The sequence below is a fragment of the Providencia sneebia DSM 19967 genome (assembly GCF_000314895.2).
Lineage (GTDB): Bacteria > Pseudomonadota > Gammaproteobacteria > Enterobacterales > Enterobacteriaceae > Providencia > Providencia sneebia.
The window spans coordinates 987,509-1,001,213 of the sequence record NZ_CM001773.1; the positions used below are offsets into that span (position 1 = coordinate 987,509).

The window sequence follows — 13,705 nt, forward strand, 5'->3', positions numbered from 1 at the left end:
TTATTGCAGCTATTAACCACTCGGTTCGTATATTCATGTATACTCAGCATATAGCTTTGTTTGCCGCTTAGATGTAACTCGAATTATTTTGGGTGTATATTTGGGCTATTGTAACTGGGAAAAAGACCTGATGACTACCCAGCATTTGTGAGTTGGTGTAAAAAAGGTTTTTTTACCTCACTTTATTTGGATTGAATAGATGAGTTTAACTGAACAAGTCAATGATCAGCGTAAGAAACTTGAAGAAGCGGTTGAGCAAGCACTGATTTTTGCCAAAAGCCGTTGTGATTCTGCTGAAGTTGCTGTGAATAAGAGCACTGGGATCAGCGTAAGTACTCGCCAAGGCGAAGTTGAAAATGTCGAATTCAATAGTGATGGTGCGCTTGGGATCACTGTTTATCATAATCAACGTAAAGGAAGTGCTTCCTCTACTGATTTAAGCCCAGAAGCGATTGAGCGCACAGTACAAGCTGCGGTCGATATTGCACGCTATACCTCTGAAGATGATTGTGCAGGCCCAGCAGACAAATCTTTGTTAGCTTTTGAAGCACCAGATTTACAGCTTTTTCAAGCATCACCATTAGCCCCAGAAGATGCGATTAAACTGGCTTCTCGCGCCGAAATGGCGGCGCTTAGTGTTGATCCCCGCATTGTGAATAGTGAAGGTGGTAGTTTTAACGGGCATTATGGCATCCGTGTATTTGGTAACTCTCATGGGATGCTTCAGAGTTATTGCTCTAGCCGTTATTCAATGTCGAGCTGTGTTATTGCAGAACAAGACGGAGAGATGGAGCGCAATTATGCTTATACCATAGGACGCAGCCTTGATTCATTACAATCCCCAGAATGGGTTGGACAAGAGTGTGCACGTAGAACATTAGCACATTTATCTCCGCGCAAATTACCCACAATGAAGGCACCTGTTATTTTTGCTGCGGAAGTTGCAACTGGATTATTTGGCCATTTAGTTGGGGCAATAAGTGGCAGTAGTATTTACCGAAAATCATCTTTTTTATTAGATAGCTTAGGGCAGCAAATTCTTCCTGATTGGTTAACTATCAATGAGCAACCGCACTTGATTGGTGGATTAGCTTCATCACCATTTGACAGCGAAGGGGTAAGAACAACTGAACGTAATATTATTGAAAATGGTGTATTACAAACATGGCTGATGACCTCTTATTCAGCACGCAAATTAGGCTTACAAAGTACAGGACATGCTGGCGGCATCCATAATTGGCGTATTGCGGGTCAAGGTCTTTCATTCGATGCATTACTAAAACAAATGGGTACTGGGCTTGTTGTCACTGAATTAATGGGACAAAGTGTCAACGGTATTACGGGAGATTATTCTCGAGGTGCATCTGGCTTTTGGGTCGAAAATGGTGAGATACAATATCCTGTCAGTGAAATTACTATCGCGGGTAATTTAAAAGATATGTGGCGTAATATGGTCACAATTGCAGATGATATTGAAACTCGCAGTAATATTCAGTGTGGCTCTGTGTTGTTACCTGAAATGAGCATTGCTGGACAGTAATCAGCTTATCTAAATGCTTTTCTAATTCTCTATACCCATTTTATAGACAATGCCCGATGACGATTTACCGGGCATTGTTATCATCTTGATGATTAACGATGATATTCGCCAGCTGCTTCTGGCTGATAAACAATTTCTAATACCTTAACACGTGTTTCAACACCATTCGGTAATGCCCAACTGATTTCATCATTGACATGTAAACCTAGCAAAGCTGCGCCAATGGGGGCCATAACAGATAATTGCTCGTTACTATCTTTTAAAGCGGCCGGATAGACCAAAGTACGAGTGCGCTCTTCATTGCTAATCAAATCTAGAAAACGAACAGTACTATTCATTGTGACGACGTTTGCAGGAATTTCTTGTGGCGTCACAATATCTGCACGATCTAACTCAGCATTAAGTGCTTCTGTAATTGCAGATCCTGCATAAGCAGGCTGTGCCATCAGTGAATCAAGACGTTCTGCATCTAAATCATTGATAATAATCTTTGGCTTTGTCATACCATACTCCAATAGAAACGTACAAAGCAAACACCCCCCACCCATAAAGGTAGGGGGTGTTGTTGTAATGAATTTGTGTGAAATTGGGCTCTTAAATTATCAAAAGGGAGACATCACGATCTCGGAGCCAATTTTAGTAAAATTACTGATATTATGATGCCCAGTATAATCCAATTTATCACTAATATATGGGCGTTAAATCACATTAGGTTTAGTTCAAAGTTAAAGGGTTGATTAAGTTAATTTTCATCAAATCCGCTTTCGAAAAGGTGAATAATTGCGGATAAAGCGTCAACTTCGTCAGAACCTGTGACCTCAATATCAATAGTACTACCTTGTTCCGAGTCTAACATCAACATTGCGATAACGCTATCGGCCTCCGCCTCAATATTGTGATTATTACGCAAAATAACACTAGAGTTAAATTTTTTAACTAATTCATAAAGTAGCATGGCAGGTCTAGCATGCATTCCTAGCCGATTTTTTAGCGTAATAGTTGTTTTTTGCGTCATTACTTACGCTTTTCTAATGTTCTATGGCGAGATTGCACATTTTTGCCACGGGAACGAAAATAGTCAGCGAGTTGCTCTGCGACATAGACTGAACGGTGCTTACCGCCAGTACAACCTATTGCTACAGTTAAATAGCTACGGTTGTTGGTTTCCAGCATAGGCAACCAAAGCTCAAGATAACTACGAGTTTGATAAATAAAATTATGCACTTCTGTGTGTCTATCTAAAAATGCAGCCACAGGGCGGTCAAGCCCCGTCATTGGACGTAATTTAGGATCCCAGTGTGGGTTTGGTAAAAAACGCACATCGAAAACATAGTCTGCATCAATAGGAATACCATGCTTAAAGCCGAAAGATTCAAATACCATGGTAAGTTCGCGTTCACGTTTACCAAGTAAGCGCGTTCTTAGCATTTCAGCAAGTTCATGCACAGACATTTCAGATGTATCTATGACTAAATCTGCTCGTGACTTAAGTGGCTCTAACAGCTCATTTTCTTCGTCAATTGCACTTTCAAGTGATAAGTTTTTACTTGAAAGAGGATGCAGGCGACGGGTATCACTATAACGGCGAATTAAGGTGTTGCGATCAGCATCCAGAAACAGTAGTTGAGGTGAAAAGCTCGACGGTAATCTATTGAGAGCTTCTTCAAAGATTTCTGGGTTATCTGGCATATTACGCACATCAATGCTGACTGCCGCAGATATATTGCGATCAGCGAGTGAATCTGCCAGTTCTGGAAGTAGCACAACCGGCAGGTTATCCACACAATAGAAACCCATATCTTCCAGCGCACGTAAGGCAACGGATTTTCCCGAACCGGAACGGCCACTGACAATCATCAGCACCATGAGCTAACTCCCTTTTGTTTCTTCGCAATGATCATAAGATCATAATTAGTTGGACTATATGTTGTTTACGTTTTCGGGTACAGCTAATTCATATCATGATATCGATAATATAAAAACTTTATAATCATGTAACTATATGAAGGATAAATTATAAGTCACTCAGTAATGATATGGTACAACTCATCATCGCTTTGTGCTGATCTCAGACGTTTACATAGTGACTTATCGGCCAGTTTTTTGGCAATAAGTGATAATGTATGCAAGTGAGTTTTGCACTGATCTGCTGGAACTAAGAGTGCAAACAGTAAATCAACAGGCTGATTATCAATAGCATCAAAGGCAATTGGCTCTTCAAGATGTAAGAATACGCCGACGGCTTTAGCCTTTTCATCTTCACTGAGCTTACCATGAGGGATTGCAATCCCTCCGCCAATACCGGTTGTGCCAACTTTTTCTCTGGTTAATAAAGCTTCAAATACTGTATTTTCAGGTAATTCTAATTCAGCAGCGGCTAACTCACTAATAACCTCTAATGCCCGTTTTTTACTTGTGCAGGTCAGATTATTACGTGTACAGGCTCGAGATAGCACAGTACTTAATTGAATTTCTATATCATTATTCATTTTATTATTCACTTAGGACTACAAAAACCAGATGATGGGGATCATCATCTGGTTTGTTACATGGATACCCAAAACAATGAGTTTGGGTATCTTAATGTATTAATGTTGTCTCAGTTTTTCTTTATGCTTAGTTAATTGGCGTGATAGTTTCTCTACCAGCTGATCAATTGCAATATACATATCATCTTCTTCCGCTGAGGCATGGAGTTCTGCACCATTAACCTGCACAGTTGCTTCAGCAATTTGCTGAACTTTTTCAACTTTCAAAATAACTTGGATACCATTGATGCGATCAAATAACTGTTCTAGTTTTTTGAGTTTTTTCTCAACGATTTCACGTAGTGCAGGAGTGAGGTCGATATTGTGTCCAGTGATCTGAAATTCCATATAATCTTCCTTATTTTGTTGTTAAACCAATTGTTTACGTTGGTTTGAGGGCGGAATAGATAACGATTCACGATATTTAGCAACAGTACGACGGGCAACTTGAATACCTTGTTCTGCTAGCAGACTTGCCAGTTTACTGTCACTTAATGGTTTTGCTGGATTTTCAGCAGCAACCAATTTTTTCACTAACGCGCGTATTGCAGTAGAAGAGGCTTCGCCTCCGCTATCAGTATTGACGTGGCTAGAGAAAAAGTATTTCAACTCAAAAATCCCTCTCGGACTATGGAGGAACTTTTGGGTTGTGACTCTTGAAATCGTGGATTCGTGCATATCAACCTGATAGGCAATATCAGCCAAGATCATCGGTTTCATATGCTCTTCCCCGAATTCAAAGAATTCTTGTTGCTGCTCTACAATACAGCTTGCCACTTTTAGCAGTGTTTCGTTTCGGCTCTCTAAACTTTTTATCAACCATTTTGCATCTTGTAAATGATTACGAATGTATTGTGAATCACTTTCATTAATTGAATCTTTTATCAAAGATGCATAATGCTGATTAATACCTAATTTAGGAATGCTATCTGTATTTAATTCAACTTGCCAGTGTCCGCTGACTTTTTTCACTAGAACATCAGGAATGACATATTCAGACTCTCCTGAATTGATGGTTTGACCGGGTTTTGGGTTTAAAGCCAAAATTAAGTCGACAGCTATTTTTAATGCATCTTCTTTTAAGCGTGTTAACTTACTTAATTGACGAAAATCGCGATTGGCCAGTAAATCGATGTGCTGGCTTATGATCATGCGAGCTTCATGTAAACCGACTGTTTCTTTAGGATAAAGAGATAATTGAATGAGTAGGCACTCTTTTAGATCTTGCGCGGCAACCCCTAGAGGATCAAAGTGCTGGATACGTTTTAAGACCGCAATGACTTCTTCAAACGTAATTTCTGGATTATCAATCCCTTCATGAATATCTGTAATTGAGCTAGTGAGATAGCCAGAGTCATCAATTGAATCAATAATTGCCGTCGCGATTGCTCTATCTGTATCGGTAAACGGCGTTAACTCAGCTTGCCACGTGAGATAATCTTGTAATGTTTGGGTTGTTTCACCTTGGTAAACTGGCAATTCATCAAAGCTGTAGTCACTACTGGTGCCTGAGGGCGTTCCTGCGGAATAAATTTCATCCCAATCAGCATCTAAAGGCAGCTCTTCAGGCATATCACTTTTCTCAAGTGCATCCTTGGTATCAATTTCACTACTATCGGATTCACTATCAGCAATACTAGTTGCTTCAGTTTGAGATTCGAGTTCTTCTAGCTCAAGTAGTGGGTTTGTTTCTAATGCTAACTGAACTTCTTGTTGTAGCTCAAGCGTAGACAATTGCAGCAAGCGGATAGCTTGTTGCAATTGTGGCGTCATCGCGAGTTGCTGACTGATTCTGAGCTGCAAACTTTGTTTCATGAATGGCTTATATCTCTATTTCAATTAAAAATTTGCTTGATGACTACAACCGGAAACCTTCCCCTAAATAGACACGTTTAACTTGTTCATTTTCAAGGATCATTTTAGGTGTACCGTATGCAATCAAGTGGCCTTGGCTCACAATATAGGCTCTTTCACAAACATCGAGTGTTTCACGAACATTATGGTCAGTAATTAAAACGCCTAAGCCATAATCACGTAAATGCTGAATAATTTTTTTGATATCTAATACTGATATCGGGTCAACCCCAGCAAAAGGTTCATCTAAAAGAATAAACTTAGGGTTTGCTGCCAATGCGCGAGCTATTTCAACACGGCGGCGTTCGCCACCTGATAATGATTGACCCAAACTATCACGCAGGTGAGTGATATTAAACTCTTCCATCAACTCCTCTGCACGCTCTTTACGCTGCTGTGAATTTAAGTCATCGCGTATCTCTAATACCGCCATTAAGTTGTTATATACACTAAGGCGACGGAAAATTGAGGCTTCCTGCGGGAGATAACCAATACCGCGACGGGCACGTTCGTGCAGTGGTAACAAACTAATATCGTCACCATCAATTAAAATTTTACCCGCATCTCGCTGCACTATTCCGACCACCATATAAAAGGTGGTTGTTTTTCCTGCACCGTTGGGACCTAACAGGCCAACAATTTCACCGGATCTCACTTCAAGGCTGACATCTTCCACAACCTTACGTTTTTTATATGACTTTGCCAGATTCTCTACGGTCAATATCGCCATAACGATTATTTACTCTTTCCGTTGTTTGTTGCCGGGCCTTTTTCTTGTAGCTGGGATGGCAATATTACTGTTGTCACACGTTTACCTTTATCACTAAAAGCTTCCATTTGTTGTGTTGGCACCATATAGGTGATCCTATCACCTTTAATATTACTGTCTAACTGCTCAAGATAGGCATTACCCGTTAATGTCAGTAGCTGTTTATCAACTTCATAACGTGCTTTATTCGAATGGCCTTTAATTGGCTTACCGTCATCTTGTAATTGGTAGAATGTAACAGGATTACCATAAGCTTCTACAATTATTTTGTCAGGATTATTATTCTGGCGCGTGACGACAACTTTATTAGCTCGAATATCAATAGAACCTTGTTTTATAATGACATCATCACTAAATGTTGTGATGTTTTTTTCTAAATCAAGAGATTGCTTAACAGAGTTAATTGTCATTGGCTGTTTCGTGTCATCTTTCAACGCGAATGCAGGAACGCTAAGAGCAAAAATTGCGCTGGCAACAATTCCTTGAATAAAATGCTTTTTATTTACTTGATTCATTTTTTTGCTCTTCTTTTTGTAGAACATAATAAGTTTTAACATCTTCGATTAATTCTGCCGTTCGATTACGCAAATTGCCACGCATTTTTAAACCAGTAGAATTTAGCCCCTGCCCAATAATTGTAACTCTGTCATCGGATGAAACATCTTGTGTGACAAGATTGATGACAGCGCTTTGCGTTGTAATTCGCTGAATTTGCGAATCAGGACTTAAACTACTCACAAACACATCATCGTACAGATAAAGAACTCTATCATTTGTAAGCTTAGCTTTATGTGAGCTTACGATCCAAGTTGGAACACCGGATTCGTTATAAGTCGTTAAAACGGGTTTTGTAAACCATGTCACTTTTTCATTGGTGTAGTTATCAATTTTTTCTGACACAAGTTTATAGGCCAAATCCCCCGTTAGATTATAGACCAGCGTCACTGAATCATCAGTCTGATAATTAGGCTGACTGCTATCAACGGTATTGATTATCGGCTCATCAGTATTATAACCCGCTAAATTCCAACCGATCAGACCAAGGGCAACCAAGGATAGCAGGATGATTAACCATTTTTTAGTGTTGCTCATGTGTATATTTATTCTTTATATTGATAAGCCTTTAGCTTCATCTAATTTATTCTGTGCCAGTAGTATGAGGTCACAGAGTTCACGAACAGCACCTTTACCACCACCGATTTGCGTTACATAATCCGCTTTAGGTAATAGCAAAGGATGCGCATCAGCAACAGCAACAGAAAGTCCTACTCTAGCCATGACCGGCCAGTCAATCAGATCATCACCAATATATGCTGTTTCTTCTTCAGTTAACTTCAGTGTATCTAACAGTTTGTTATACGCCAAAAGCTTATTGCTTTGACCTTGGTAAAGATATGTAATGCCTAGAGTCTTTGCTCTATCTTCAAGTAATTTCGCTTTTCGACCTGTAATAATAGCGACTTCAATGTTAGATGTAAGTAAACAGCGAATGCCATAACCATCACGAACATTAAACGCTTTTAACTCTTCACCATTATTACCCATATAAATCAGCCCGTCAGACATCACGCCATCAACATCACAGATTAACAGCTTAATTTTGGCAGCTTTCTCTAAAACTGTCTTAGCAATAGGGCCATAACAGGTATTTTGATAATTGGAATGCATCATAATTCCTTGTTTATACTACACCAGCTTGTAGAAGGTCATGCATATGTAGCACACCAACGAGTTTATTACCTTCTGCAACCATAAGTGAAGTGACATGTTTAGATTGCATAAGGTTGAGCGCTTCTACGGCAAGAATATTTGGCGTTACTCTAATACCACCTGCTGTCATGACATCGGCAATTTTTGCATTGTTGAGGTCAATCCCCATGTCAAAAATACGGCGTAAGTCACCATCGGTAAAAATACCCTCGATATTCATTTGCTGATCACAAATGACCGTCATTCCCAATTTTTTACGAGTGATCTCAATAAGAGCTTCGCGTAATGTTGCAGTTTGTGGAATATGCGGAATATCATCACCGACTGTCATTAAATCACGAACTAAAAGTAAAAGTTTGCGCCCAAGTGCGCCACCTGGGTGTGAAAGTGCAAAATCTTCAGGGGTAAAACCTCTTGCAGTGAGAAGTGCAATAGCAAGGGCATCGCCCATGACAAGTGTTGCTGTTGTGCTGGTGGTAGGCGCAAGCCCTAAAGGACAAGCTTCGCGTGGAACTTTGATGCACAAATGGATATCAGCATATTTTCCCATATTACTGTTTGGGTTGTTCGTCATACAAATTAATGGAACACCAATACGTTTTAATACAGGTAATAAAGCAAGGATTTCACCAGATTCACCAGAATTTGAAATTGCCAGAACAATATCTTGGTTAGTTATCATTCCTAGGTCACCATGGCTGGCTTCACCAGGATGGACAAAAAATGAAGGCGTGCCTGTGCTTGCCAGCGTTGCTGCAATCTTACGTCCAATATGGCCCGATTTTCCCATTCCCATAACAACAACTTTTCCCTGACAAGCCGAAATTTTCTGACATGCACGAGTAAAATCATCATTAATATATTGTTCTAAGTTTTTTAAGCTTTCACTTTCAATCTGGAGAACTTCTTTACCTACTTGCTGAAAATCGATGTTTGACATTTTCTATTCCATGCGTAGTTTTTTAGTTAATCGGATGAGCGTGTCAGAATTGTATAACGAATACTTACTATCAGTAAGTGCTTTGTCCTAATTCAGTGATTATTCATATACAAAGACATTTAATTAGTTTGTTAGTGTAACAATAATTTGAGTCGATCAACGGCTTCTTATCATTAGCATCATAAACTAAATAAAAAACGATAAATTTTAGTATTCTCAATGAAATAGTAATATGAAGCCTACAAGTTTTAACATTTAAGATAAAGTTGCTTCAATAAAACAAAGGGAAAGGCGAAATTTACTCTATGATTGGCTTGAATGATCATGGATAATTTCGCATCCACATATTTTATATTAAATTAAGTTATATTCTGTTTTAATCGTTATACTTATAAACAATTTTATATTGAATTAAATGGGTATAATTTTGACGTTTTGATTATTAAAATAGATTAAAAACAATAGATTATGCGGTTGTCAGTATAAGTTACAAAGAGGCTAAGTTACCAAGAATATAAGTAGAGCTTATCCTTTATTACAAACAATTAGGTCGTAATATCAGATTAACTCCTATTCATCTACTTTATCAGATTGAGTATGAGTATATTGCTGGTAAGTGTTAGACGACATGATATGTATCAAGACAATTTGAGTTGTATGTAGATAACAACCCTTCCGTTTGTAATAGAACGGAGAAAATGAGCTATAACTAATGCAAGCACAGACAGATAACTTGATTGAAATACGTGACATGTCTTTTACTCGCGGTAATAGAAAAATATTTGAGAATATTAACCTCACTGTTCCTAGAGGAAAAATTACTGCGATTATGGGACCATCTGGGATTGGTAAAACAACCTTGTTGCGTTTGATTGGCGGACAGTTACGCCCAAGTCATGGGGAAATTTGGTTTGATGGTGATAATATTCCCGCATTATCACGTTCAAAATTATATCAAGCCCGTAAAAAAATGAGCATGTTATTCCAGTCAGGGGCACTTTTTACTGACATTGATGTGTTCAATAATGTGGCTTTTCCATTACGGGAGCATACAGACTTACCTGAATCATTGATTCATACAACGGTAATGATGAAACTCGAAGCTGTCGGGCTTCGTGGAGCGGCTCAACTCATGCCTTCTGAATTATCAGGTGGTATGGCAAGGCGAGCAGCATTAGCTCGGGCAATTGCGCTTGATCCTGAGCTAATTATGTTTGATGAACCTTTCGTAGGGCAAGATCCTATCACGATGGGGGTATTGGTAAAATTAATTGACGAGCTAAACCAAGCACTTGGTGTAACTTGTGTCGTTGTTTCACATGATGTTCCTGAAGTGCTAAGTATAGCGGATGAAGCTTATATTGTTGCGCAGCAGCATGTTATTGCAAAAGGAACCAGTGAGGAGCTGCGTGAGAATCAAGATCCTCGCGTTAGGCAGTTTTTAGATGGCATCGCTGATGGGCCTGTCCCATTCCGTTTTCCCGCCAATGATTATCTGGCTGATTTATTAGGGTAAAAAAGATGATAGTAAAGGCAATCGCTGCCTTCGGACGTCGGTGGATTGATATTTTTGCGGCCTTTGGACGAGCAGGATATATGTTGTTTCGTGCCATCGTTGGAAAACCAGAGTTTTCTAAGCAATGGCCATTATTAGTTAAACAATTATATGCAGTTGGTGTGCAATCATTACTGATTATTGCCGTTTCAGGTTTGTTTATCGGTATGGTTTTAGGACTACAGGGTTATCTTGTCCTGACAACATTTAGTGCTGAAGCAAGTTTAGGCATGATGGTGGCTTTATCACTGCTACGAGAGTTAGGGCCTGTTGTCACGGCTTTATTGTTTGCAGGCCGCGCAGGGTCAGCACTTACAGCTGAAATTGGTTTGATGAAAGCCACAGAGCAAATATCGAGTCTTGAAATGATGGCGGTCGATCCGCTACGGCGCGTTATTGCTCCGCGTTTCTGGGCTGGGTTTATTAGTATGCCATTGTTATCGCTAATATTTGTTGCCGTTGGTATTTTAGGTGGCGCATTAGTGGGGGTTGATTGGAAAGGAATTGATGAGGGCTTTTTCTGGTCATCAATGCAATCTTCAATTGAATGGCGTCATGATATTGTCAATTGTTTTATTAAGAGTCTGGTCTTTGCCATAACTGTCACATGGATAGCTTTGTTTAATGGTTATGACGCCATTCCAACTTCGGAAGGTATTAGCAAAGCAACAACACGAACCGTTGTTCATGCATCATTAGCGGTTCTAGGATTGGATTTTGTACTTACAGCACTGATGTTTGGGAATTAAGCCATGCAAAGTAAAAAAAGTGAAATATGGGTAGGGTGTTTTATGTTGCTGGCGATTGCCGCAATAATTTTTCTGTGTTTAAAAGTGGCTGATATAAAATCCATTGGTAATCAGTCAACATATACAGTCTCTGCTTCTTTTGAAAACATCGGCGGTTTAAAAGTCGGCTCGCCTGTCAAAGTTGGAGGCGTGGTCGTTGGCCGAGTTTCAAGCATTAATTTGAATAAAGAGAATTATGTTCCTGACATAAAAATTGATTTATTAAGTGAATATGACAACATTCCAGATTCAAGTTCATTATCCATTAGAACATCCGGATTATTAGGTGAGCAATATATCGCGATGAATATTGGTCCGCATGATGAAGAATTTGGCACTGAACTTTTAAAAAATGGCAGTCGTCTCGAAAATACCAAACCAGCACTGGTTTTAGAAGATTTGATAGGACAGTTCTTATATAAAAGCGGTGATGGCAGTAGCGCTGAACCTGCAACAAATTAATTCGACAATCCATACGAATTTAGAGGGAAAAGATTATGTTTAAGCGCTTGATGATGATAGCAATGCTAGCAATCGCACCGTTTGCGATGGCAGTTGATCAAACCAATCCATATAAATTAATGGATGAGGCAGCAGAAAAAACCTTTACTCGCCTTAAAAATGAACAAACCTTAATCCGCAAAGATCCTAACTATTTGCGAACAGTTGTGCGTGAAGAATTATTGCCTTATGTGCAAGTCAGATATGCAGGTGCATTAGTTCTTGGAACGTATTATAAAAATGCAACGCCTGCTGAACGTGACGCCTATTTTAAGGCTTTTGAAGCTTATCTTGAGCAAGTATATGGTCAAGCATTGGCAATGTATCATGGTCAAACATATCAAATTGCTCCAGAGCAACCATTAGGTGATAAAAACATTGTTGCCATTCGCGTGACTATCCTTGATAAAGATGGACGACCACCTGTTCGTCTCGATTTTCAATGGCGAAAAAATAGTAAAACTGGATACTGGCAAGCTTACGACATGATTGCTGAAGGGATCAGTATGATTACAACTAAGCAAAACGAGTGGGGCGATATTCTTCGTAAAGATGGCATTGCAGGTCTAACTAAACAATTAGAAATTAATGCAAAAGCACCCATTACGTTAGAAGAGAAATAATCTGATGAGTAATCACGCATTATCATGGACGCAGTCTGAGGCAACATTGTTACTCACTGGTACTTTGAACCGAGAATCTTTGTTAGCATTTTGGAAACAGCGAGATAGCCTTCTTAAACATGTTGAGCTGCTTGACGTTTCTGGGCTACATCACGTTGATTCAACAGGTCTTGCTATGTTAGTGCGTTTGAAAGGCGAATTTATAGAACAAAAGCGCTTTTTGAATATCATTGGTATGAGTGATAATTTGCTGACATTAATGGAGCTTTATAGCGTTAAGTCATTATTGTTAGATTGAGTCAATTAATGTAAAAAATGGGCGCCTCTGTGTGTTTTATACACCAGAGGCGTTTTCTTTGGTTTAAGAATTGGTCGGGATCCATTAGGATATACATCTTATATCCTAATCGTTAGTACATCGGTATTTTCAATTACATTGTCACTAACGCACATTATTTACGGGTTCTTGCTGATTATCATAATATAGATTATTTTGTGTGTTGATAGTCAATACCTAAATTAATTTACATTATATAATTTTATATAAACAGTTACTTGCCAATAGCGCGCAGAATAGCTTGCATATGGGCAAGTAAATTTAGACTAATCATAGAATTGAGCAATTATGGAAAATAACGAAATAAAACAAGTATTGATGGATAAATTACCACTGGATGAAGCCATTGTTAATGGTGATGGTAGCCATTTTCAGGTAATTGTTGTTGGTGCTATGTTTGATGGTATGAGCCGAGTCAAACAGCAACAAGCTATTTATGCTCCATTAATGGAATATATTGCAGATAACCGGATTCACGCATTATCAATTAAGGCATATACACCAGAAGAATGGGCCCGTGATCGCAAATTAAATGGCTTTTAATTAATAAACTGCGAACA

18 protein-coding genes are annotated in these 13,705 nt (G+C 39.0%); 7 read left to right on the forward strand and 11 right to left on the reverse strand.

Annotated features, from left to right (window positions below; translation table 11 throughout):
• The first annotated feature begins 199 nt into the window (after nucleotides 1–199).
• Nucleotides 200–1,540, forward strand: a complete 1,341-nt coding sequence (gene pmbA / locus OO7_RS03925) for a metalloprotease PmbA (protein WP_008914672.1) — start codon at nucleotides 200–202, stop codon at nucleotides 1,538–1,540.
• Nucleotides 1,541–1,632: 92 nt separating this feature from the next.
• Here pmbA and rnk read toward each other — a convergent pair whose 3' ends face one another.
• From rnk to kdsD, 11 genes are all read right to left on the reverse strand, one after another.
• Entirely contained in the window at nucleotides 1,633–2,043 is a 411-nt protein-coding gene (rnk, locus tag OO7_RS03930) for a nucleoside diphosphate kinase regulator (protein WP_008914673.1), read from the reverse strand.
• Between the two features lie 239 nt (nucleotides 2,044–2,282).
• Nucleotides 2,283–2,555 carry a PTS phosphocarrier protein NPr gene (npr, locus tag OO7_RS03935; RefSeq protein WP_008914674.1) on the reverse strand — a complete coding sequence of 91 codons (273 nt, stop codon included), beginning with the start codon at nucleotides 2,553–2,555 and terminating at the stop codon, nucleotides 2,283–2,285.
• Complete coding sequence (rapZ, locus tag OO7_RS03940; protein WP_008914675.1) at nucleotides 2,555–3,406, reverse strand: RNase adapter RapZ; 852 nt, start codon at nucleotides 3,404–3,406, stop codon at nucleotides 2,555–2,557. Before rapZ ends, npr begins: the two co-directional genes overlap by 1 nt.
• A gap of 155 nt (nucleotides 3,407–3,561) precedes the next feature.
• Complete coding sequence (gene ptsN / locus OO7_RS03945; protein ID WP_008914676.1) at nucleotides 3,562–4,029, reverse strand: PTS IIA-like nitrogen regulatory protein PtsN; 468 nt, start codon at nucleotides 4,027–4,029, stop codon at nucleotides 3,562–3,564.
• A gap of 99 nt (nucleotides 4,030–4,128) precedes the next feature.
• The gene (gene hpf, locus OO7_RS03950; RefSeq protein WP_008914677.1) at nucleotides 4,129–4,416 is read right to left on the reverse strand and encodes a ribosome hibernation promoting factor; all 288 of its coding nucleotides are present in this window, start codon (nucleotides 4,414–4,416) and stop codon (nucleotides 4,129–4,131) included.
• Between the two features lie 21 nt (nucleotides 4,417–4,437).
• Nucleotides 4,438–5,883, reverse strand: coding sequence for an RNA polymerase factor sigma-54 (gene rpoN / locus OO7_RS03955; RefSeq protein ID WP_008914678.1), 1,446 nt, complete (start codon nucleotides 5,881–5,883; stop codon nucleotides 4,438–4,440).
• 43 nt (nucleotides 5,884–5,926) lie between these two features.
• Nucleotides 5,927–6,652 carry an LPS export ABC transporter ATP-binding protein gene (lptB, locus tag OO7_RS03960; protein WP_008914679.1) on the reverse strand — a complete coding sequence of 242 codons (726 nt, stop codon included), beginning with the start codon at nucleotides 6,650–6,652 and terminating at the stop codon, nucleotides 5,927–5,929.
• Nucleotides 6,653–6,657: 5 nt separating this feature from the next.
• Nucleotides 6,658–7,206, reverse strand: coding sequence for a lipopolysaccharide ABC transporter substrate-binding protein LptA (lptA, locus tag OO7_RS03965; protein ID WP_008914680.1), 549 nt, complete (start codon nucleotides 7,204–7,206; stop codon nucleotides 6,658–6,660).
• Nucleotides 7,190–7,783: an LPS export ABC transporter periplasmic protein LptC gene (gene lptC / locus OO7_RS03970; RefSeq protein WP_008914681.1), complete on the reverse strand. Its 594-nt coding sequence runs from the start codon at nucleotides 7,781–7,783 to the stop codon at nucleotides 7,190–7,192. Before lptC ends, lptA begins: the two co-directional genes overlap by 17 nt.
• A 15-nt stretch (nucleotides 7,784–7,798) precedes the next feature.
• The gene (kdsC, locus tag OO7_RS03975; RefSeq protein WP_008914682.1) at nucleotides 7,799–8,359 is read right to left on the reverse strand and encodes a 3-deoxy-manno-octulosonate-8-phosphatase KdsC; all 561 of its coding nucleotides are present in this window, start codon (nucleotides 8,357–8,359) and stop codon (nucleotides 7,799–7,801) included.
• A gap of 13 nt (nucleotides 8,360–8,372) precedes the next feature.
• Nucleotides 8,373–9,341 (reverse strand): arabinose-5-phosphate isomerase KdsD, encoded by a 969-nt coding sequence (gene kdsD / locus OO7_RS03980; RefSeq protein WP_008914683.1) that lies wholly within the window; start codon nucleotides 9,339–9,341, stop codon nucleotides 8,373–8,375.
• Nucleotides 9,342–10,053: 712 nt separating this feature from the next.
• On the opposite strand from kdsD, the gene mlaF reads away from it, so the two are divergent.
• The 6 genes from mlaF to ibaG all read left to right on the forward strand — a co-directional run bounded on the left by mlaF (nucleotide 10,054) and on the right by ibaG (nucleotide 13,688).
• Nucleotides 10,054–10,857 (forward strand): phospholipid ABC transporter ATP-binding protein MlaF, encoded by an 804-nt coding sequence (gene mlaF, locus OO7_RS03985; protein ID WP_008914684.1) that lies wholly within the window; start codon nucleotides 10,054–10,056, stop codon nucleotides 10,855–10,857.
• Between the two features lie 5 nt (nucleotides 10,858–10,862).
• Nucleotides 10,863–11,645 carry a lipid asymmetry maintenance ABC transporter permease subunit MlaE gene (gene mlaE / locus OO7_RS03990; protein WP_008914685.1) on the forward strand — a complete coding sequence of 261 codons (783 nt, stop codon included), beginning with the start codon at nucleotides 10,863–10,865 and terminating at the stop codon, nucleotides 11,643–11,645.
• Between the two features lie 3 nt (nucleotides 11,646–11,648).
• Nucleotides 11,649–12,146 (forward strand): outer membrane lipid asymmetry maintenance protein MlaD, encoded by a 498-nt coding sequence (gene mlaD, locus OO7_RS03995; protein ID WP_008914686.1) that lies wholly within the window; start codon nucleotides 11,649–11,651, stop codon nucleotides 12,144–12,146.
• Between the two features lie 35 nt (nucleotides 12,147–12,181).
• Nucleotides 12,182–12,808: a phospholipid-binding protein MlaC gene (gene mlaC, locus OO7_RS04000; protein WP_008914687.1), complete on the forward strand. Its 627-nt coding sequence runs from the start codon at nucleotides 12,182–12,184 to the stop codon at nucleotides 12,806–12,808.
• A gap of 4 nt (nucleotides 12,809–12,812) precedes the next feature.
• Nucleotides 12,813–13,106 carry a lipid asymmetry maintenance protein MlaB gene (gene mlaB, locus OO7_RS04005; protein ID WP_008914688.1) on the forward strand — a complete coding sequence of 98 codons (294 nt, stop codon included), beginning with the start codon at nucleotides 12,813–12,815 and terminating at the stop codon, nucleotides 13,104–13,106.
• 327 nt (nucleotides 13,107–13,433) lie between these two features.
• On the forward strand, nucleotides 13,434–13,688 hold the full coding sequence (gene ibaG, locus OO7_RS04010) for a BolA family iron metabolism protein IbaG (protein ID WP_008914689.1): 255 nt from the start codon (nucleotides 13,434–13,436) through the stop codon (nucleotides 13,686–13,688).
• Nucleotides 13,689–13,705 lie beyond the last annotated feature (17 nt).

Coding starts and splice junctions, on each gene's coding strand:
- rnk (WP_008914673.1), bottom strand. CDS start 2,043: ATGACAAAGCCAAAGATTATTATCAATGATTTAGATGCAGAACGTCTT.
- lptA (WP_008914680.1), bottom strand. CDS start 7,206: ATGAATCAAGTAAATAAAAAGCATTTTATTCAAGGAATTGTTGCCAGC.
- npr (WP_008914674.1), bottom strand. CDS start 2,555: ATGACGCAAAAAACAACTATTACGCTAAAAAATCGGCTAGGAATGCAT.
- kdsD (WP_008914683.1), bottom strand. CDS start 9,341: ATGTCAAACATCGATTTTCAGCAAGTAGGTAAAGAAGTTCTCCAGATT.
- mlaC (WP_008914687.1), top strand. CDS start 12,182: ATGTTTAAGCGCTTGATGATGATAGCAATGCTAGCAATCGCACCGTTT.
- lptB (WP_008914679.1), bottom strand. CDS start 6,652: ATGGCGATATTGACCGTAGAGAATCTGGCAAAGTCATATAAAAAACGT.
- mlaD (WP_008914686.1), top strand. CDS start 11,649: ATGCAAAGTAAAAAAAGTGAAATATGGGTAGGGTGTTTTATGTTGCTG.
- rpoN (WP_008914678.1), bottom strand. CDS start 5,883: ATGAAACAAAGTTTGCAGCTCAGAATCAGTCAGCAACTCGCGATGACG.
- kdsC (WP_008914682.1), bottom strand. CDS start 8,359: ATGCATTCCAATTATCAAAATACCTGTTATGGCCCTATTGCTAAGACA.
- pmbA (WP_008914672.1), top strand. CDS start 200: ATGAGTTTAACTGAACAAGTCAATGATCAGCGTAAGAAACTTGAAGAA.
- ibaG (WP_008914689.1), top strand. CDS start 13,434: ATGGAAAATAACGAAATAAAACAAGTATTGATGGATAAATTACCACTG.
- ptsN (WP_008914676.1), bottom strand. CDS start 4,029: ATGAATAATGATATAGAAATTCAATTAAGTACTGTGCTATCTCGAGCC.
- mlaE (WP_008914685.1), top strand. CDS start 10,863: ATGATAGTAAAGGCAATCGCTGCCTTCGGACGTCGGTGGATTGATATT.
- mlaF (WP_008914684.1), top strand. CDS start 10,054: ATGCAAGCACAGACAGATAACTTGATTGAAATACGTGACATGTCTTTT.
- mlaB (WP_008914688.1), top strand. CDS start 12,813: ATGAGTAATCACGCATTATCATGGACGCAGTCTGAGGCAACATTGTTA.
- lptC (WP_008914681.1), bottom strand. CDS start 7,783: ATGAGCAACACTAAAAAATGGTTAATCATCCTGCTATCCTTGGTTGCC.
- rapZ (WP_008914675.1), bottom strand. CDS start 3,406: ATGGTGCTGATGATTGTCAGTGGCCGTTCCGGTTCGGGAAAATCCGTT.
- hpf (WP_008914677.1), bottom strand. CDS start 4,416: ATGGAATTTCAGATCACTGGACACAATATCGACCTCACTCCTGCACTA.